The sequence below is a fragment of the Bacillus cereus group sp. BfR-BA-01430 genome, from assembly GCF_022663115.1.
In the GTDB taxonomy this organism is placed as follows: Bacteria; Bacillota; Bacilli; order Bacillales; family Bacillaceae_G; genus Bacillus_A; species Bacillus_A cereus_BD.
Genome location: NZ_JAKUEW010000006.1, coordinates 1 through 20,518, shown reverse-complemented (window position 1 = coordinate 20,518; position 20,518 = coordinate 1). Strand labels below are relative to the sequence as shown.

Sequence of the window (20,518 nt, the reverse complement as noted above, 5' to 3'; positions counted from 1 at the left end):
ATGGCGAAAAAGAAAAGTTTTCCATTACGCATTGATCCTGAATTACACGCGATCATTGAAAAGTGGGCAAATGATGAATTTCGAAGCGTCAATGCTCATATCGAATATTTACTTCGTGAAATGGCAAAACAAAAAGGGAAACTAAAAAAAGAGAAAGAGTCTTAAATTTATGTTAAGTCGTTCTCTTCTCCACAAAAGAGGCTGTGACAAAAATATTTTAGCTAAAGTAAAACCCGAACAAACTTGCAAGACACTCATACGGTGTTTTGCCATTGTTCGGGTTTTCTAAATATAGTACTTAATTTATTTGAAAGTGATTCGGCTTTCGCAAAGAGCTAATTAGTTATGTCCCAGCTTCTTTCTACGTAATAACTCTTATTACCTTAGCACACAAAATAAATAAAATTAATCATCATCTTCCTCTACCAACAATGCGTCTAATCTTTCTCTATCCTCTGCAATTTGACGCGACAATTCAATACCATTCATAAATCTTGTAAAAGTAATCTCCCTAATATCTTCAGAAGTTTGCTTAAAAATCTTAAATAATAATTTATTTGAAGAAAATTCCTCAATTAACTCTTTCATTTTTTTGATTTCTTCTTTATCCCGACGATTAACAATCATTATTGGGGATTTACTTTTAATATTAGATTTAATTTCAGTTAACGGTAAATTTGTATATTTTTTTATTTTCATCAACAAACTACCTTTAACATCAGACTCAAGTACTACAGAATATGTAGCCAAATTTCATCCCTCCAAAAAATATTATTAAATTATTCTTAAAACTCTTCAGGGTATGATGGTTTATAAGGTTTACCTGGTAAACTTCTCCTATATGCCCCCCCATGCCAACGCTTAAAATGTTCATTAGGGGTTGCTGGATATATAATTTCTCCTTTATTCGCCAAATGTGGAAACTTAGAGACAGAATAAGAATGATGCCCCGCAATAGTCTTACCATTAAATTTAGGAACTTTATCATTTAATATATCTTCTATTTGCTCCTTTGACCAATCACGTGTTGTAGGTTCGCCATTCTCAATTCTAAATCTTTCCTGATCCCAAAATTTTTCTACCCCCTCATCTCTTCTTGCAGCAAGTCTTCTATTCCATTCAAGTCTTTTCCATTCTTCTTTTGTTATCGTTCTATCTTCAACCTTGTTTTTTAATTTTTTCTTAGTTTTATAACCTAATTGTTTATATGGAGAATGTCTAGGTGTTAAATCAAGATTTGCTTCTTGCACCCTTTCAGCAATTAATCTCACATCTTTACTAATTTCCTGATTAACATATACCTCTGTACCAAGATTATTATTTAAAGATTTACTTTCTACACTACTTGCCTTAACAAAGTAATCTTTAATTGTAGGTATTTCAATTCTCATAGAACCCATACCTGCAAAAGCAAAACGATCCCCCATTTGTAAATTACCAATAGTATGAGAAATAACTTCTGGAATTTTCTCTTTTGCTTTTTTAGTTGCCACTTTACCCAATTTACTTGTTTTACTTAATCCTTTATCGCCAATAACACCTACTGCAACTTGTGTTAAAGCATAACTTCCCCATTTTGCACGACTTTCAGCATCTCCGTTTATTACATCATTAATAAATGAATCTGACACTATATTATACATGGTACTAAGGGTATCAATAGGATGCAACGCAGCATTCCCCATGTTTTCCCACGTATCCCGTTTACCAAGCGCTTTAAATCCTTCTATGGTGTCTCCAATTGCTTCTCCTGCACCTTCTATAGTGCCATCTACAACTTTTCGGAAAGTAGATTTTTCAGGTAACTTACCACACATTGCCCCTTCTTCAATTGAACTACTCTTTAGATGGTTTTCAGCCTGACGTGCCCTTTCTTCTGTAATCGATTGAATAGAGGTTGTCCACTCCATATTCAATTCTTGTGTACTAAATGTACCACTTACAGGACTAAAACCTTTCCCACTTTGGACTTCAGCCAAACCCGTCGCAATGCTAGCGACTAATTGAATTGCTGTACTATAATTATTACTAGATGTTTGATTAAACTCATACAGGTGATCTAATTTTTCTTGCAGTTTTTTTCTCATAGCAGTGAAAAGATTCGCCATAGCGTCCATACCTGGTATTGGCATAGTTTGAATGATGGCTTCCATACTTGCCTTCATTCGGTCAATTTCTTGAATTTGTTCTAATATTTCTTGTTCGATTACATCTGTAGAAGCGACTTGTGATTGAAATTGACTTGGAAAGGCATCATTCTGACGAATTAACTCTTCACATAAGTAAATGATTCCTTGTGCTAAAGGACGAAAGGTTTGTATAAAAAATGATTTTGCACTGCTATATGTTTGTCCTTGTAGAACAGTATCAATTGCAAAGGTGTCAATCGACTGTATAGCTTGTTCCATACCTTGAATGGTAGCGATACATACAGCATTCATACTTTCTGTTTGAGTCTGTACTTCTCCCAAATACATATTTAAACTCATAAATTTTCCCCCTTAACAAATAAATCATACCAATTTAAGGATGAAACTGTAAATGTTACATTGTAATGAATTGATTAGAGGGACATCTCAAAGCGAACTTATCTATATTTACAATGAAAGGGCGAGTAGTGATTATGAGGCAATCTGAATTAAATAATATAACAAGTAAAAAAGCTATGTGGGCTATTGAAATAACAGAAGAAAAGGTACGTGAATTTAAAGCCCAGATTTTAAAGTATTTTGTCTAGAAAGCATGGAAAAAAACAATTTAAATTACATCACTAACTATGGGGGATATAACGATTAAAAATGAAGAATAAATGAAGTAATATTTGTATTAAGTTGTATGACAGTTTGTCAATCTAAGTGCGACAGTTCCTCCTGAAACGCTTCGTGGGCAGTTTTCCATCCTAAACATTTTCTTGGTCTTTGGTTAATAAGAAGTAGTGCCTGATGCAATTGTTCTTGTGAAACAGAGCTTAAATCTGTTTTTTTGGGGTAAAACTCTCGCAATAGCCCATTTGCGTTCTCGTTACTTCCACGTTGCCAGGAAGAAAATAGGGGCCGGCAAAGAACACTGCTATTTCCAAGTCTTTTTCTATCCGTTGATAACACGAAAATTCTTTTCCCCTATCAACAGTAGCTATTTGAAATGCAGTGTTTGGATACATGGCAATGATTTGTTTGATGGCAAATTCCATCGATTCCGCTGTTCGATCTGGGATGACAATCGCTTGATAATACCGTGTTTTTCGTTCTACAAATGTCGCAAAGCATCCCTTGCTTTTCCTGCGGCTTGATACGATTGTATCTAATTCCCAGTGCCCAAATGTTTCTCGGTTTCTTACTTCAGATGGACGCTTTTGAATAGATGTTCCGACATTGAAGCGTCCACGTGTCTCTTTTGGCTTTTGACGTTTCCCTTTTTGTCTTAATAGAGACAGGTCCTTTTTGAATAATTTGCCTTGATATAACCAGTTGTAGATCGTTTGAAAGGAGATCTCCCCTTTCAAATAGCCATGCTGGATTTGCTCCGGAGACCAAGTAACTTCTAATTTTTCTAGAATTTTCTCCGCTAATTCCAGAGACCATTTTCCAATCGGTTTACAATCTTTCCTTCGTTTGATGTATTTCTCTTGTGCTTGTTCACTACAGTACGTACCGTTTTCCTGGATATTTCTTTTCAATTCTCGCGCAATAGAAGAATGATGTCGCTTCAGAATGACACCAATTTCTCTCGTTGAATGACCTAATTTATGAAGTGCTTCTAGTTGCCCACGCTCAAACGTGGTAAAATGGGAATAGCTCATCCTCGTCCTCCGTGTAAGTGGTTGTGTGGTAACTTCTATTTTACACGAAGCGAGGATGGGCTTTTTGTTTTTTTATAGGTGTCGCACTTAATAATACAATTCGTCACAATAAAATAAGTAATAGAAAATAACAAACAAGTACCAATTATACCGAAAACTACAATCTAAATTTTACCAGCTAATGTTTCATTCGGATCTAGTTACAATCCCTCTTTTCTTCTATACTATAAAGCAATTCAATAAACTTACATAATGCCGCTGTTTTTACACTATCCTTCCGATAAATAAAATAGGTGGGAATAAACCGATTTTCACTCACTAACGGCGTATGCACAAGTTCTTTATTTCCATCAAATTGCTCTGCTACTTCCCTCGGCAACATGGACACACCAAGTCCAGCCTTTACGCATCCAATAATTCCATCTAAAGAATTTAATTCCATTACTTTCTTTGGAACAATCCCTTCAGATAGTAGCCATTCCTCCAAGACTTTTCGATAAAAACAACCAGATTGAAACACAATAAAAGACTGCGTTTTGGCACTTTCACGGTTCCATAACACATTACATTTCGAAAGCAACATCATTTCCTCTTGAAATACTTCCATCTTTTCTAAAGCTGGATCATCTATGCAATCTGCTACGAAAGCTCCTTCTATTTCGTATAACAATACCTTTTTCGTTAACTCTTCCGTATTATTCGTTTGTAACATAATTTCCACTTCTGGATACTGCATATGATACCGCGATAAAATAGATGGTAATCTAACAGCTGCTGCTGTTTCCATAGTACCAATTTTTAATACTCCACCAGGCTCTGCGGTATGCTTTACTTGTCTTTTTGACTCATTGAATAATTGAATCATTTTTTCAGAATATGTTAACAACCTTACACCAGCCGGTGTTAATGTAACTCCATCTCGATGCCTATAAAATAACTGTACTTCATATTCAGCTTCTAATCTTTTTATTTTTGCTGTTATATTTGATTGAACAAAATTTAATCGTATCGCTGCCTTCGAAATGCTTTTCTCTTGTGCAACCATATAAAAAGCCACAAAATCTTGTAAATTCATGCTTCTTCCTTCCTATCATTTATTTTGATATTACATATAAAAAAACGATATTTTACGCTCTATATATATTTCCTTATCATATGTATAAGAGGTTCTTTTCAGAAGGGGGATTGTATGAACGAAACAAACATATGGAAAATGATTATAGCCGGCATATTTTCTTTAATAGCTGTTATGGGAATTAATCGATTTGCCTATACACCTATTATTTCTTTTATGGAAAGGCAGGTTCATGTAGAAACTGATTTAGCTGGATATTTAGCCTCCAGTAACTATTTGGGATATTTGCTTGGAGCATTCTTTATTGGATTTCGAATGATTATAAACCGTGAAAAAGTTTTACATTACTGCCTACTTTTTAATGGCCTTTCAACCATTTTTATGGGCTTCACCTCATCTATTATGATATGGTTCCCGCTTCGATTTATCGGCGGATTCACAAGTGCAATCGTATTCGTTCTTGCTTCGAGTATTGTTTTAGATTACTTATTTCAGAGAAACAAAGTCATACTAAGCGGTATGATTTATAGTGGTGTTGGAATTGGAATTATTTGCGCTGGAGTATTCGCTCCGTTATTCAACTTCATTTCAAATTGGCAAGGCGCTTGGATTGGATTAGGACTTATTAGTTTTTGTTTAACTATTTTTGTGTGGAAATGGTTAAAAGAAGATACGAAACATACTGAGCAAAAATCAAAAGTTACTTCAAGTCATACCTCTCATAGAAAAAACTATTTATTTTGGCTTATTTTAGCTTATGGATTTGAAGGATTTGGCTATATCATTACTGGTACTTTCCTTGTTACGATTGTCGAAAGAATGACGCATTCCCTCTTTTACGCCTCTTGTAGCTGGATTATTGTTGGAATTGCCGTGATTCCATCTAGCTATCTTTGGTCAAGTCTTGCACAAAAATATGGAACAACGCGTACCCTTACTTTTGCTTATATTTTACAAATAACAAGTATTCTTTCCCCGCTCCTTCTTCCCAATGTTCTCGGGGCATTTTTAAGTGCATTATTTCTAGGAGGCACCTTCGTTGGGATTACCATCTTAACAACGACAGAAGCAAAGCGAATCAAGCCGAATGAAAGTAATAAAATCATCGGATATACAACAGGCGTTTATGGGATTGGACAAATTATCGGTCCTATATTAACTGGTGTTATCGCCAAGCAAACTGATAGCTTTTTCCTACCACTTCTCATCGCCGCTCTCACTTTAGTCATCGCAATTCTACTATTATTCATCGGTGAAATACGATGTAAACAAGCAGCCAAAAACTGTCTATCAGTACAAGATTCTTTATAAGCTGTTGAAACCATTCCACATTCCCTTCCTTATTTCCTTTCAAAAAAAGAAGCTAACATCTGTTAGCTTCTCGTCATTTCATTTCCGATTGCTCGATATCCTATATCATTTCGATAAAATAAACCATCGCTCTTAATCTTTTCAACTTCTGTATATACTTGCTCTTTGGCAGATTGTAAGTCGTGCGCTTTGCATGTAACAAATAGCACACGACCACCATTTGTTACAAAATCTCCATGCTGCATCTTTGTACCTGCATGGAACACAATTACATCTTCTAACGTCTCTAGTCCAGAAATAATAGCACCTTTTTCATATGATTCCGGATATCCTTTTGAGGCAAGTACGACACCAATCACAGCTTCTTTAGACCATTTTAGTGTTAACTCACGATTATCCAATACAGCATGACATACATCAACTAAATCATTTTCCAAGCGAGGTAATACAACTTCTGTTTCTGGATCACCAAATCGCGCATTAAATTCAATTACTTTTGGCCCTTCTTTTGTTAAAATGAGCCCGGCATATAAAATCCCTGTAAATGAACGGCCTTCTTGGATCATTGCTTTTGCAGTTGGATGTAAAATTTTCTCAACCGCTTCACTAACCGCTGATTGTGGAATTTGTGGTACTGGAGAATATGCTCCCATCCCGCCTGTATTCGGTCCTTTATCCCCATCAAAAGCACGTTTATGATCTTGCGCAATTACCATTGGGTGTACAGTTGTTCCATTTACAAATGCCATTAAAGAAAATTCTTGTCCATCTAAAAATTCTTCAATAACAACCTTTTTACTTGACTCACCAAATTTCACATCTTGCAGCATTTCTTGTACAGCTTCGAGTGCGTCTTCAAGAGTCATTGCAACTGTCACGCCTTTACCAGCTGCTAAACCGTCCGCTTTAATTACAATTGGTGCACCAACTGTTTTTATGTATGCGACTGCTTCCTCATAATCTGTGAATGTTTCATATGCTGCTGTTGGGATATCGTATTTTTTCATCAATTCTTTTGCAAAAGCTTTACTTCCTTCAATTACAGCAGCCGCTTTATTCGGTCCAAAAACGCGAAGCCCCTCTGCTTCAAAACGATCAACGATTCCATTCATAAGCGGAATTTCTGGACCAACAAATGTGAAACCGATATTGTTTTCTTTCGCAAATAAAATAAGTGCATCAAAATCATTTTCCTCGATATCAATTGGTGTTGCTACATCTCGCATCCCTTCATTACCTGGTGCTACATACACCTTTCCCACTTGCTCAGACTGTGCAAACTTCCAAGCTAAAGCATGTTCACGTCCACCGCGGCCAATTACTAATACATTCATATTTCATCCTCCACTTTTAAAACGGAAAATAGGGGCAACCCTATTTTTCGTGTCGTATTTTGTAGATACGTCGATATCTCATGCCGAAACGCCGATATATTTCAATTTGCGCCGATATCTCATGAGAAACGGTCGATATATTTCAATTTGCGCCGATAAAATTCCATATACTTTTATATGTCTATTAATGTTTGAAATGACGTACACCCGTGAACACCATCGTAATACCATATTCATCCGCTTTTTTAATCGAATCTTCGTCACGGATTGACCCGCCTGGTTGAATGATTGCTGTAATCCCCGCTTTCGCAGCTTCTTCTACTGTGTCTGGCATCGGGAAGAACGCATCGGATGCTAATGCGCTACCTTGTGCCTTCTCGCCAGCTTGCGAGATTGCAATTTTCGCAGAACCAACACGATTCATTTGTCCCGCTCCAACACCGATTGTCATATTATCTTTTGCTAGTACAATTGCATTTGATTTTACGTGTTTTACAACTTTCCAAGCTAGCTTTAAATCATTCCATTCTTGCTCTGTTGGTTCGCGTTTCGTTGGAATTGTGATTGTCTCTTCATTTAACGCTAACGTATCTTCTTCTTGAACAAGAAGTCCACCTTGAACAGAAGTTAGTTTTTTACTTGCGCTTGTTGCCTTCTCAATATTTACCGTTAACAGACGTAAGTTTTTCTTACTTTGCAACACTTCTAAAGCCTCTTTCGAGAATGAAGGAGCAATAATAATTTCTAAGAAAATTTCATGTAATTTCTCTGCCACACCTTTATCAATTTCACGGTTCGCTGCAATAATGCCGCCGAAGATTGATACTGGATCCGCCTTATAAGCACGTGTATATGCTTCATGAATATCTTCTCCAACACCAACGCCACATGGATTCATATGTTTTACAGCGACTACTGCCGGCTCTGTAAATTCTTTCACGATGCTAAGCGCTGCATCTGCATCATTGATGTTGTTATAAGATAGTTCTTTTCCGTGCAATTGTTCTGCATATGCAACAGAAGAAGCCACCGCAAATGGTGCTTTATAGAATATTGCTTTTTGATGCGGATTTTCTCCGTAGCGTAAATCTTGCTTTTTCTCAAATGTTACCGTCAATGTTTCTGGGCTTTCTTCTCCCATTTGTTCCGTTAAATAGTTTGAAATTAGTGCATCATATGCCGCTGTATGACGGAATACTTTCGCTGCTAATTTACGCTTTGTTTCGTCTGTAACTTCACCGTTTTCTTTTAGCTCAGCTAGTACAACATCATAATCTGCTGGATCAACAATCACTGATACAAATTTATGATTCTTCGCAGCTGAACGAATCATTGTTGGACCACCGATATCAATATTTTCAATGGCATCAGCAAATGTCACATCAGGCCTCGCAATCGTCTCTTTAAATGGGTATAAATTTACAACGACAAAATCAATCGGCTGAATGCCTAATTCACTCATCTCTGCTACATGCGTTTCATTATCACGCACTGCAAGTAAACCGCCATGAATGTTTGGATGTAATGTTTTGACACGGCCATCCATAATTTCCGGGAAACCTGTTACTTCAGAAATTCCAATTACTTGTAAGCCGTTTTCTTCTAATAATTTTTTCGTTCCCCCTGTTGAAATCACTTCAATTCCTTGTTCAAGCAAACCTTTCACGAATTCTACTACTCCTGTTTTATGAGAAACACTTACTAATGCACGCTTTTTCATTTCTTTTACACCCCTATTTCACAGTTCGTTCTTTCATAGATTGAATGATTTTATTTACTGTATTTACATATAAACGATGTTCAACTTGTTGAATTTTCTTTTGCAAACTCTCTCTCGTATCCGTTTCTGAAACAGTGACTACTTCTTGTGCAATAATCGGTCCCGTATCCATCCCCGCATCGACGTAATGAATCGTTACTCCCGTTACTTTCACACCAGCTTCTAATGCTTGGCCAATAGCATCTTTTCCTGGAAAGCTCGGTAATAACGATGGATGAATATTAATGATTTTCCCCCCATATGCTTCTAGCAATGTCGGTCCGATAAGACGCATATATCCCGCTAAAATCACATAATCAATCTCGTATTCTCGTAACTTTTTTAATATCTCTTTTTCAAACGCTTCCTTTGATTCATATGCTTTCGCCGAAAAAGCAAAGCATGGAACATGATGATAATGCGCTCGCCCGATAACACGCGCATCCGGTTGATCACATACTAGCAAACTAATTTCAGCATGTAATCTATTTTCTTCTACTGCGTTAACGAATGCTTGGAAGTTAGATCCGCTTCCAGAAGCAAAGACTGCCACTCTGCTCATAATGCTTTGCCTCCATTAAAAGTAACACCTGATCCTTTTACAGTGCGTCCAATGATATACGCTTTTTCTCCTTGCTCTTCAAGAAGACGAACAACCGCTTTTGCATTTTCTTCTTTCACCGCTACTACCATACCAATACCCATGTTAAAAATATTGAACATTTCCTTCTCTTCTATCTTTCCAACCTCTTGAAGTAAGCTGAAAATCGGTTGAATTTTCCAAGAGCCAAGTTCAATTTCTGCTCCAATTCCTTTCGGTAACATACGTGGAATATTTTCAATAAAACCGCCACCTGTAATATGTGCCATACCGTATACTTCACATTTCTTCAATAGTTCTAAAATAGGTTTGACATAAATTTTCGTTGGCTTTAATAGTTCTTCGCCAAGAGGTAGTTCTAAACGACCATATATACGGTCTAATGATAACTGTCCGTCTTCTAACAACACTTTACGCACTAAGGAATAACCGTTACTATGAATTCCACTAGAGGCTAAACCAATTAATACATGACCAGCTTCAATCGAATGTCCTGTTACAATTTTCTTTTTGTCAACAATACCGACCGTAAAGCCTGCTAAATCGTACTCCTCATTGGAATACATACCCGGCATTTCTGCTGTTTCCCCGCCAATTAGTGAACATCCAGCTTGCCGACAACCTTCCGCTATCCCTTTGACGATGTGTTCAATTTTACTTGGCTCAGCTTTACCACAAGCAATATAGTCAAGGAAAAATAACGGTTCTGCTCCTTGAACAACGATATCATTTACACACATTGCTACTGCATCAATGCCAATTGTGTCATGTTTATCTGCCATGAAAGCGAGCATTAACTTTGTACCTACACCATCTGTTCCTGATACTAATACAGGTTCTTCGAATGACAATTTTGATAAATCAAACATACCTCCAAAACCGCCTAGACCGCCTAGCACTTCTTTTCTCATTGTTGTTTGTACGTGTTTTTTCATGCGAGATACCGCTTCATATCCAGCTTCAATATCTACTCCTGCTTGCTTATACGCATTCGCCATCGTTTTTTACACCTCGTCTTTTAATTTCTCCCCATCCAGGGCGACCGTTTTCAGAAAGAAGCTAGCTTCTACATAGAAAGAAGTAGAAGCTGCTTTTCTTTTTTATTTCATACTTTCTAAAAGTTCTTGCTCATAATCGTAAAGAGCAGTCGGATAATCTCCATTAAAGTAAGCCATGCATAATCCGCCGTATTTCCCTTCATATGGACGTCCAATTGCATCTACTAATCCATCTTCACTTAAAAATGTTAGAGAATCTGCACCGATGATTTGGCAGATTTCCTCTACAGAGTGATTTGCAGCGATTAATTCTTTTCTCGTTTGAATGTCAATGCCATAGAAACATGGATACTTAAGAGGAGGAGAAGCAATTCTTACATGCACTTCTGTCGCTCCTGCTTCACGAAGCATGCGAACAATCCGCTTACTTGTTGTCCCTCTTACAATTGAATCATCAATCATGACAACACGTTTCCCTTCAACTACACCACGTACTGCAGAAAGCTTCATTTTTACCCCTTGCTCACGCAACTCTTGGGATGGTTGAATAAAGGTACGTCCGACGTAACGGTTTTTAATTAACCCTAATTCATATGGAATTCCCGTTGCTTCTGCATAACCAATGGCTGCTGAAATACTAGAATCGGGTACTCCTGTTACAACATCTGCCTCAATAGGTGCTTCCATCGCTAAACGTTTTCCCATATTTTTACGCGCCGCATGAACATTGACGCCGGCAATATTAGAGTCTGGTCGTGCAAAATAAATATATTCCATACTACAAATTGCGTGCTCTACTTCATTTGTAAAACGATCTACTTGAATCCCTTCATCATTAATGATTAGAAGTTCTCCCGGTTCAACATCACGAATATATGTTGCGCCAACTACATCGAAAGCACATGTTTCAGATGCTACAACATAGGCATCCCCCATTTTCCCAATTGAAAGCGGGCGGAACCCATTTGGGTCTAGTGCAACAATCATTTCATTACTTGTTAGTAACAAATATGCAAATGCACCTTTTACTTTATTTAACGCATCCTTTACACTCTCGATTAATGACCCTTTCGTATTCCGCTTAATTAAATGTAGCAATACTTCTGTATCTGAACTTGTTTGAAAGATACTTCCTTCTGCTTCTAATTCACGGCGAAGCATTTTGGCATTAATTAAATTCCCGTTGTGAGCTAATGCCATACTATGATCAGAGAAACGGAATAGTAATGGCTGAACGTTTGCTACTTCACTTCCGCCTGCTGTTGCATAACGCACGTGGCCAATGGCTGATTTTCCATTTAAACCTTCTAACTCACCTCTTGAAAACACTTCTGATACTAAACCTAACCCCTTATGACCAATAATTTTCTCCCCACTATTCACAACAATACCTGCACCTTCTTGCCCACGGTGCTGTAAACTATGCAATCCGTAGTACGTAACTTGTGCTGCATTTTCATGCCCCCAAATTCCGAAGATGCCACATTCTTCATTTAACCCCTTTATTTCAGCAAGCATGGGATTGCCCCTTTCCAAGCCTTTCTCATTTCATCAACATTTGCTGTAAGTAGTACTTCATTTTCTTCATTATGAATTGTGACTTCATTTGTATTTGTGACTTCACCAACTTGAATTGCTTCTACTACTTTTTCAAACGCTTCTTGTTGTTCACGTTTTACTGTTACAACAAAACGAGATTGTGATTCTGCGAATAATGCCGCTGTTGCCTCCCCAGCTAATTTCACAGTAGCACCTAAGCCTTTCGCACCGATTGCACTTTCAGAAATCGCAACTGCCAATCCGCCTTCTGCAACGTCATGTGCAGATTGAACAAGTCCCGCTTGAATTGCTTCTAGTAATTGTTTTTGACGTTTTGATTCTACTTCTAAATCAATACTTGGTGATTGACCGAAGATTTTACCGTACATCAGCTTCTGTAATTCACTTCCACCAAATTCAGCTTTCGTTTCACCCATTACATAAATAAGATCCCCAGCTTGCTTAAATTCTTGTGTTGTGACATGTTTTAAATCGTGAACAAGCCCTACCATTCCAACAGTTGGTGTTGGATATACCGCTTCACCGCTACGCTCGTTGTACATTGATACATTCCCACCAATAACTGGAGTTTGTAATGTACGACAAGCTTCGCTCATACCATCTACTGATTTCTCAATTTGCCAGAAAATCTCTGGTTTCTCTGGATTACCAAAGTTTAAGCAATCTGTGATTGCAAGTGGTTCCCCGCCAGAACATACGATATTACGTGCAGCTTCTGCTACTGCAATTTTACCGCCCATTTCAGGATCTAAGTAAATATAGCGAGAGTTACAGTCCGTTGTGATTGCTAATGCTTTCTCTGTACCACGTACTCGTACCACCGCTGCATCTGATCCTGGTGTAACAACTGTACTTGTGCGTACTTGATAATCATACTGATCATATACCCATTCTTTACTTGCAATCGTTGGTTGTTGTAATAAAGCTAGTAATGTTTCTTTATAATTATCTACTTTTGGCGTCTCCATTTTCATTTCTTGAAACTCTCTAAAATATGCTGCCTCTTTTGAAGGTTTATGATAAATTGGCGCTTCTTCTGCTAATGCATCCGCAGGTACTTCTGCTACCATTTCACCTTTATGGAATAAACGAAGCATTTTATCTTCCGTTACTTTTCCCATCGCAACTGCTGCAAGTCCATATTTTTCAAATAACTCTACAACTTCTTGCTCTCTACCTTTTTTCACCACAATCAACATACGTTCCTGTGATTCAGATAACATCATTTCATATGGTGTCATACCTGTTTCACGCTGTGGTACATCATCTAAATACATTTCAATACCCATTCCCGCTTTACTTGCCATTTCCGCAGAAGATGATGTTAAGCCCGCAGCACCCATATCTTGAATTCCAACAAGCGCATCAGATTGGATCAACTCTAAGCATGCTTCAATAAGAAGTTTCTCCATAAACGGATCACCTACTTGTACTGCTGGACGTTTTGCTTCTGAACTCTCAGATAGTTCTTCTGATGCGAAAGTTGCACCATGAATACCGTCGCGTCCTGTTGAAGCACCGACATACATAACCGTGTTACCAGCACCATGCGCTTGCCCTTTTTTAATATCTTCATGATGAATTAAACCGACGCACATTGCATTGACAAGTGGGTTTCCTTCATAACATGGATCAAATTGTACCTCTCCGCCAACAGTTGGAATACCGATACAGTTACCGTATCCTGCAATCCCTGCAACTACCTCTTCAAATAAATATTTCACGCGTGGTGATTGGAGTTCACCGAAGCGTAGTGAGTTTAATAAAGCAACTGGACGTGCTCCCATAGAGAATACATCACGAATAATACCGCCAACACCTGTTGCTGCACCTTGATACGGCTCAATTGCCGAAGGGTGGTTATGACTTTCCATTTTAAATACAACCGCTTGATTATCACCAATGTCTACAATACCTGCACCTTCTCCTGGTCCTTGTAATACGCGCTCTCCTGTTGTTGGGAACTTGCGAAGAACTGGTTTTGAGTTCTTATAACTACAATGCTCTGACCACATAACCGAGAAAAGCCCTGTTTCCGTATAGTTCGGCAGACGTCCTAAAATTTTTTCAACCATGGCAAACTCTTCGTCTGTTAGCCCCATTTCCGCATATATACGTTCTTCTTTAATTTGTGTTGGATTTGGTTCAAGCATTAACGACATATGTTTCCCTCCAATGTTTCAAAATAGATTGAAAGACTTTTAATCCTTCAACGCCGCCAAGAATTTCATTCACAGCACGCTCTGGGTGTGGCATCATGCCAAGTACATTACCTTTTTCATTTACAATACCTGCAATATTTGAAACGCTTCCGTTTGGATTGTCTACATAACGGAATGCAATTTGATTCTTCTGCTCTAATTCTTTAAGAGTTGCTTCATCACAATAATAATTTCCTTCACCATGTGCAATTGGGATATGAATGATTTCTCCCTTGTCATATTGCGATGTAAACATCGTTTTATTATTTTCAATACGTAACTGAACAGTTCGACACATGAATTTTAAGTTTTTATTTCGCATCAATGCACCTGGTAATAATCCTGATTCAACAAGAATCTGGAATCCATTACACACTCCTAAAATGGGCTTTCCTTGTTCAGCAGCTTTTTGCACTGCTTTCATTGCATTCGCAAATCGAGAAATGGCACCGCAGCGAAGGTAGTCACCATAAGAGAATCCCCCTGGTAAAAGAATCGCATCATATTCGTCTAAGTTCTCTGCATCATGCCAAACATAGTCTACATCTTCGCCAAGCTCATCTTTAATTGCATGAAACATATCAACATCACAGTTCGAACCTGGAAAAACGATTACGGCAAATTTCACTGTGCGACAACCTCCTCAATTTCATAACGGAAATCTTCCATTACAACGTTTGCTAATAGTTTTTCACACATTTCTTTTACCTTCCTATCAAGGTCAGTTACTGATTTATCAATTGTTAATTCCATATATTTACCAATGCGCACATCTTGTACTTCTGTAAAGGAAAGGCTGTAAAGAGCACCTTTCACCGCTGTTCCTTGTGGATCTAATACGCTCTCTCTTAATGTTACATATACCTTGACTTTATACATGTGAAGCTCCTCCTAAACGTTTTAAAATTTCTTCATATGCCTCCGTTACATTCCCTAAATCACGGCGAAATACATCTTTATCAAATTTCTCATTGCTCTCTTCATCCCATAAACGACAAGTATCTGGTGAAATTTCGTCCGCTAATACAATCTTGCCTTCCTCTGTCATACCAAACTCTAATTTAAAATCTATTAACCTTACACGACAGCTTGCGAAATGCTCAATCAACACTTGATTGATTCGTAGAGCCTTTTCTCGTAATATACTTATCTGCTCTAATGTTGCAACGTTTAACACACGAATATGATCTTCTGTTACAAGTGGATCTCCTAAATCATCATCTTTGTAGTAAAATTCTACGATTGGTTTTGTAAGCGGTATTCCCTCTTCCATTCCTAATCGTTTAGAAAGGCTTCCTGCAATGACGTTTCTTGTAACAACTTCTAATGGAATAATACTTACTTTTTTCACAAGTTGTTCTGTATCTGACAGCTTCTTTACAAAATGCGTTTCAATTCCTACTTCTCGCAACTTTCTGAATAAAAGAGTTGTAATTTCATTGTTCAGACGACCTTTTCCTGTAATCGTCGCTTTTTTCTCCCCATTGAAAGCAGTAGCACTATCTTTGTACTCTACCCAAACCATATCTGCTGCTTCTGTACGATAAATTCTTTTTGCCTTACCTTCATACAGCAATTCTAGTTTTTGCATTTCGCAAGCCCCCTGTAGTTTGAAAAATGTGAATAATAATTTTATAAAGAATGGCACAGAATACCCCTATTCTGTGCCATATAAAATTTTCAGCTTAGTTTAGTCCAAGACGTTCAAAAATGGTATCAACATGTTGTAAGTGATGTTCATAGTTGAAACATTCATTGATTTCTTCTTGTGTTAACTTGCTTGTAATACGCTCATCTGCTTCTACGAGATCTTTGAATTGTACTTGTGTCTCCCAAGCTTCCATCGCCTTAGGCTGTACAATATCATAAGCTTCTTCACGTACCATACCTTTGTCGATAAGAGTAAGCATAACACGTTGCGAATAAATTAAACCGTATGTTCTTTGCATATTACGTTTCATGTTCTCTGGGAATACCGTTAAGTTCTTCACGATATTACCGAAGCGGTTTAACATATAGTTTAATGCGATTGTTGCATCTGGTAAGATAACACGCTCTGCAGAAGAGTGCGAAATATCACGCTCATGCCACAATGGAACATTTTCATAAGCTGTTAACATATAACCGCGAATAACACGTGCCATACCAGTCATATTTTCAGACCCAATCGGATTACGTTTATGCGGCATAGCAGAAGAACCTTTTTGACCTTTTGCGAAAAATTCTTCTACTTCACGAGTTTCACTCTTTTGTAAACCGCGAATTTCAACTGCCATCTTTTCAATCGATGTGGCAATCAATGCAAGTGTTGACATGTAATGCGCATGGCGATCACGTTGCAATGTTTGTGTAGAAATTGGCGCTGCTTCTAATCCTAAGTTTTCACAAACATATTTTTCTACAAATGGATTAATGTTTGCATATGTACCAACTGCACCAGATAATTTACCGACGCGAACTGTATTAGCTGCTTGCTTGAAACGTTCTAAGTTACGTTTCATTTCTTCATACCAAAGACCAAGTTTTAAACCAAACGTTGTTGGTTCTGCATGAACACCATGTGTTCTCCCCATCATAACTGTATATTTATGTTCTTTCGCTTTATTTGCTAAAATCTCAATAAAGTTTTCTAAGTCCTTTAATAAAATTTCATTTGCTTGTTTTAAAATATAAGACAATGCCGTATCTACTACATCTGTTGATGTTAAACCGTAGTGAATCCATTTGCGTTCTTCCCCTAATGCAGGTGTTTCTGATACTGCACGAGTAAATGCTACTACATCATGACGTGTTTCTTTTTCAATTTCATAAATACGTTCCATATTAAATGATGCATTTTCGCGAATTTTTTTCACATCTTCTTTTGGGATTTCACCAAGTTCCGCCCATGCTTCACAAGCTAAAATCTCCACTTCCAACCAAGCTTTAAACTTATTTTCTTCCGTCCAAATCGCACCCATCTCAGGGCGTGTATAACGACTAATCATCTTTTTCCCTCCAACAGTTGTTCTTGATGGTCCCAAATATGCAAACTACGCGCTTTTTCTAGAGCCACTTCGATACTTTCATTCAAAATATTAACATGCCCCATTTTACGCTGCGGCTTTGCTTCTTCTTTTCCATACAAGTGTAAATAACACCCGGTTAATCTATTCACTTGTCTTAGGACCCCTTCTATATGTTCGCCTAAAATGTTTACCATGACAACTGGTTTTAACAAATTTGTTTCCCCAAGAGGTAAATTACAGATTGCTCGAATATGCTGTCTAAACTGACTCGTTTCACATGCATCAATTGTGTAATGACCGGAATTGTGAGGCCGTGGAGCTAATTCATTAATATAAATTTCACCATCAACTGTAGTAAACATTTCTACTGCTAGTGTTCCCACTAACTGAAGTTCATCCGCGAGTATCTGCGCATATTGAATTCCTTTTTGGGAAAGTTCTGCTGTAATACGAGCTGGTACGATTGATTCATGTAAGATGTTATTTACGTGAATATTTTCAGCCACTGGGAATCCCTTTGTTTCCCCGCTTACACTGCGCGTTACAATAACCGATATTTCTTTTTCAAATGGCACCCATTTTTCTAAAATGCACTCAGATTTACTAATCAGTTCACTTGCTCTTGTAATATCAGCTTCGCTTTTTAAAACAACCTGGCCTTTGCCGTCGTATCCTCCCGTTGTTGTTTTTAATACACAAGGGAAAGACAGTTCCCGAATTGCCATAAGAAGCTCATCTTGCTTTTGAATGAGACGATATGGTGCTACCGGCAAACCAGCTTCTACAATCGCATTCTTTTCTGTAAAACGATTTTGAGTTTTGAATAGTAGCTGGCTTCCTTGTGGCAAATATGCATACTTCTCAAGCCACTGTAAGCATCTATAATTAATGTTCTCAAATTCATATGTAACAACATCGCTTATTTCCGCTAAATGCTGTATCGCTTTTAAATCGTCATAAGCGGCTACAATTTCAACATCAGCAACTTGTGCACATGGGGAATGTCTTGTTGGATCTAAAACAGCGATTTTATAACCCATTTCCTTCGCTGCTAAAGCCATCATTCTTCCAAGCTGACCGCCGCCAATGATTCCAATTGTTTTTCCAGGTAAAATGATTTTCGTCATATTAGCTCACTACCTTCACGCACATTTTTCTCAATTGCTTCTCGTCTCAGTTCTAATGCATCATGTATATCATCATAAAATGAGCCAAGTATTTGTGCCGCGAGTAACCCTGCATTTGTGGAACCAGCCTTTCCAATTGCAACTGTCGCAACCGGAACTCCCCCTGGCATCTGAACAATAGATAATAATGAATCCAAGCCATTTAATGCTTTTGATTGAACAGGCACACCAATTACAGGAAGATTTGTCTTTGCTGCAACCATTCCTGGTAAATGAGCAGCGCCTCCAGCTCCAGCGATAATCACTTTTAATCCACGCTCACGAGCGGTTTCTGCATATTCAAACATATAATCCGGAGTCCGATGAGCAGATACAACTTTCTTCTCATACGGAATTTTCAATTCATCTAAGATGTCACAAGCATATTTCATTGTTTCCCAGTCTGACGTGCTTCCCATTATGACTCCAACTAGTGATTTCATATTAGAATCCCCCCGATTCAAATAAAAAAAGCCTGAAATAGAACATTTCTCTTACTATAAGAGAAAGCGCTCTATCCAGGCATACGTATCCCTTGTGAATAGAAAATACCGAGTGACTTTCCCTCATAGTCTAACGAATAACGGTCGTTAGGTAGAGACTTGCAGGCCATAACCCCGCGATTATATGAGGTGCGATATAATATTGTTTCTATGGTTATATTAACAATATTCAGTAAGCGATGTCAATAAATAATCGAATGTTTTTTTAAAACGCTAAAAAAATGTTCGTGTTTTAGTTATTTGTTTACGTATTTATGTGAATTATTATTAATATAAAAGAATTTTAAGTAGCTCTCTCATGTATACATATTGCATCTTCTTTTTATGCTCTTACAGATTTTGCGATACGGGAAAGCCCATATCGTACTTTCGTCCGCCTTTAGGCATGGGATGAAAGTATCGCTTTTTTCATACTTTATTCATAGTCATGCAAAAGACTCTAAAACGACTGTTCTCTGAAAACAGAATACATATGAGGTTGGAGTAGCGAATTCTTCTACTCCGTAAAATGTATGAAGTCGTCAAGAACAAGACGTAAAAACATTTGAGAACCAACAATCTGACTCGTTTGTGCCATAGGTGCTATATGCACTGCCTATGGAGCGGTGATGGCACACCGCACTCTTTCACATCCAGCGATACCAGAAACGTGCTTCGCCTTTCGTAGCAAGAATCTCACTGGCATTGGCCAGCTTGCCCTTTAGGGGTAGGAGTGTCAATAAGTAATCTTGATAAGTTATAAGCAAAAACTGAAATTAAATATAAATAACAAAAAAACCTAAGTCAATTTGACTTAGGTTTTTGCTTGGCGACGTCCTACTCTCACAGGGGCAAGGCCCCAACTACCATCGGCGCTAGAGAGCTTAACTTCCGTGTTCGGTATGGGAACGGGTGTGACCTCTCTGCCATCATCACCAAACTATTGAAGGCATATTCCTTCAAAACTAGATAACCTTTGCTTCATATTGAATCCAGCTCCAGCGACTAGAATTTCGATCATTTCGTACCTTCCTGCCGAAGCAAAGAACGCTTCTATCGTCAGGCACTCCAATGCTCTTCAATTCTAAGCGAGTCGCTTCCGCTTTAGATATATGGTTAAGTCCTCGATCTATTAGTATTCGTCAGCTCCACGTGTCACCACGCTTCCACCTCGAACCTATCAACCTGATCATCTTTCAGGGATCTTACTAGCTTACGCTATGG

General features: G+C 37.9%; 17 protein-coding genes, 2 rRNA genes, 2 pseudogenes and 1 riboswitch. Of the genes and pseudogenes, 2 read left to right on the top strand and 19 right to left on the bottom strand.

Going from position 1 to position 20,518, the window contains the following annotated elements:
- Positions 1–165 (top strand): type II toxin-antitoxin system antitoxin, encoded by a 165-nt coding sequence (locus MR058_RS12480; protein ID WP_242144311.1) that lies wholly within the window; start codon positions 1–3, stop codon positions 163–165.
- 240 nt (positions 166–405) lie between these two features.
- Here the strand turns inward: MR058_RS12480 and MR058_RS12475 are convergent, their stop codons facing one another.
- The 5 genes and pseudogenes from MR058_RS12475 to MR058_RS12455 form a co-directional block, all read right to left on the bottom strand.
- The gene (locus MR058_RS12475; protein WP_242144310.1) at positions 406–750 is read right to left on the bottom strand and encodes a hypothetical protein; all 345 of its coding nucleotides are present in this window, start codon (positions 748–750) and stop codon (positions 406–408) included.
- Positions 751–785: 35 nt separating this feature from the next.
- Entirely contained in the window at positions 786–1,391 is a 606-nt protein-coding gene (locus MR058_RS12470; RefSeq protein ID WP_242144455.1) for a hypothetical protein, read from the bottom strand.
- A pseudogene (locus MR058_RS12465) lies at positions 1,391–2,489 on the bottom strand (T7SS effector LXG polymorphic toxin); the annotation flags it as partial. The pseudogene MR058_RS12465 and the gene MR058_RS12470, both read right to left, overlap by 1 nt.
- A 357-nt stretch (positions 2,490–2,846) precedes the next feature.
- A pseudogene (locus MR058_RS12460) lies at positions 2,847–3,799 on the bottom strand (IS30 family transposase).
- Positions 3,800–3,995: 196 nt separating this feature from the next.
- Complete coding sequence (locus tag MR058_RS12455) at positions 3,996–4,874, bottom strand: LysR family transcriptional regulator (protein WP_242144309.1); 879 nt, start codon at positions 4,872–4,874, stop codon at positions 3,996–3,998.
- 114 nt (positions 4,875–4,988) lie between these two features.
- Between MR058_RS12455 and MR058_RS12450 the strand changes: the two genes are divergently transcribed.
- Positions 4,989–6,185 (top strand): YbfB/YjiJ family MFS transporter, encoded by a 1,197-nt coding sequence (locus MR058_RS12450; RefSeq protein WP_242144308.1) that lies wholly within the window; start codon positions 4,989–4,991, stop codon positions 6,183–6,185.
- A 62-nt stretch (positions 6,186–6,247) separates the two neighbouring features.
- Here MR058_RS12450 and purD read toward each other — a convergent pair whose 3' ends face one another.
- The 14 genes from purD to MR058_RS12380 form a co-directional block, all read right to left on the bottom strand.
- Complete coding sequence (purD, locus tag MR058_RS12445; protein ID WP_242144307.1) at positions 6,248–7,519, bottom strand: phosphoribosylamine--glycine ligase; 1,272 nt, start codon at positions 7,517–7,519, stop codon at positions 6,248–6,250.
- A gap of 184 nt (positions 7,520–7,703) precedes the next feature.
- Positions 7,704–9,239, bottom strand: a complete 1,536-nt coding sequence (gene purH / locus MR058_RS12440; protein WP_242144306.1) for a bifunctional phosphoribosylaminoimidazolecarboxamide formyltransferase/IMP cyclohydrolase — start codon at positions 9,237–9,239, stop codon at positions 7,704–7,706.
- Positions 9,240–9,252: 13 nt separating this feature from the next.
- Complete coding sequence (purN, locus tag MR058_RS12435) at positions 9,253–9,840, bottom strand: phosphoribosylglycinamide formyltransferase (protein WP_242144305.1); 588 nt, start codon at positions 9,838–9,840, stop codon at positions 9,253–9,255.
- Entirely contained in the window at positions 9,837–10,877 is a 1,041-nt protein-coding gene (gene purM / locus MR058_RS12430) for a phosphoribosylformylglycinamidine cyclo-ligase (RefSeq protein WP_242144304.1), read from the bottom strand. The genes purN and purM overlap by 4 nt, the downstream gene beginning before the upstream one ends.
- 102 nt (positions 10,878–10,979) lie before the next feature.
- The gene (purF, locus tag MR058_RS12425) at positions 10,980–12,395 is read right to left on the bottom strand and encodes an amidophosphoribosyltransferase (RefSeq protein WP_242144303.1); all 1,416 of its coding nucleotides are present in this window, start codon (positions 12,393–12,395) and stop codon (positions 10,980–10,982) included.
- Entirely contained in the window at positions 12,380–14,599 is a 2,220-nt protein-coding gene (purL, locus tag MR058_RS12420; protein WP_242144302.1) for a phosphoribosylformylglycinamidine synthase II, read from the bottom strand. Before purL ends, purF begins: the two co-directional genes overlap by 16 nt.
- Entirely contained in the window at positions 14,583–15,266 is a 684-nt protein-coding gene (gene purQ, locus MR058_RS12415) for a phosphoribosylformylglycinamidine synthase subunit PurQ (protein ID WP_242144301.1), read from the bottom strand. Before purQ ends, purL begins: the two co-directional genes overlap by 17 nt.
- Positions 15,263–15,517 carry a phosphoribosylformylglycinamidine synthase subunit PurS gene (gene purS, locus MR058_RS12410; protein WP_242144300.1) on the bottom strand — a complete coding sequence of 85 codons (255 nt, stop codon included), beginning with the start codon at positions 15,515–15,517 and terminating at the stop codon, positions 15,263–15,265. Before purS ends, purQ begins: the two co-directional genes overlap by 4 nt.
- The gene (gene purC, locus MR058_RS12405; protein WP_242144299.1) at positions 15,510–16,229 is read right to left on the bottom strand and encodes a phosphoribosylaminoimidazolesuccinocarboxamide synthase; all 720 of its coding nucleotides are present in this window, start codon (positions 16,227–16,229) and stop codon (positions 15,510–15,512) included. Before purC ends, purS begins: the two co-directional genes overlap by 8 nt.
- Before the next feature lie 94 nt (positions 16,230–16,323).
- Positions 16,324–17,625 (bottom strand): adenylosuccinate lyase, encoded by a 1,302-nt coding sequence (gene purB, locus MR058_RS12400; protein ID WP_242144298.1) that lies wholly within the window; start codon positions 17,623–17,625, stop codon positions 16,324–16,326.
- A complete protein-coding gene (gene purK / locus MR058_RS12395; RefSeq protein ID WP_242144297.1) occupies positions 17,622–18,773 on the bottom strand; it encodes a 5-(carboxyamino)imidazole ribonucleotide synthase in 1,152 nt (383 codons plus the stop codon). Before purK ends, purB begins: the two co-directional genes overlap by 4 nt.
- Positions 18,770–19,255: a 5-(carboxyamino)imidazole ribonucleotide mutase gene (gene purE, locus MR058_RS12390; RefSeq protein WP_242144296.1), complete on the bottom strand. Its 486-nt coding sequence runs from the start codon at positions 19,253–19,255 to the stop codon at positions 18,770–18,772. The genes purK and purE overlap by 4 nt, the downstream gene beginning before the upstream one ends.
- A 106-nt stretch (positions 19,256–19,361) precedes the next feature.
- A riboswitch (purine riboswitch) is annotated at positions 19,362–19,463 on the bottom strand.
- 655 nt (positions 19,464–20,118) lie between these two features.
- Positions 20,119–20,234 (bottom strand): 5S ribosomal RNA (gene rrf / locus MR058_RS12385).
- 172 nt (positions 20,235–20,406) lie between these two features.
- A 23S ribosomal RNA gene (locus MR058_RS12380) occupies positions 20,407–20,518 on the bottom strand; the annotation flags it as partial.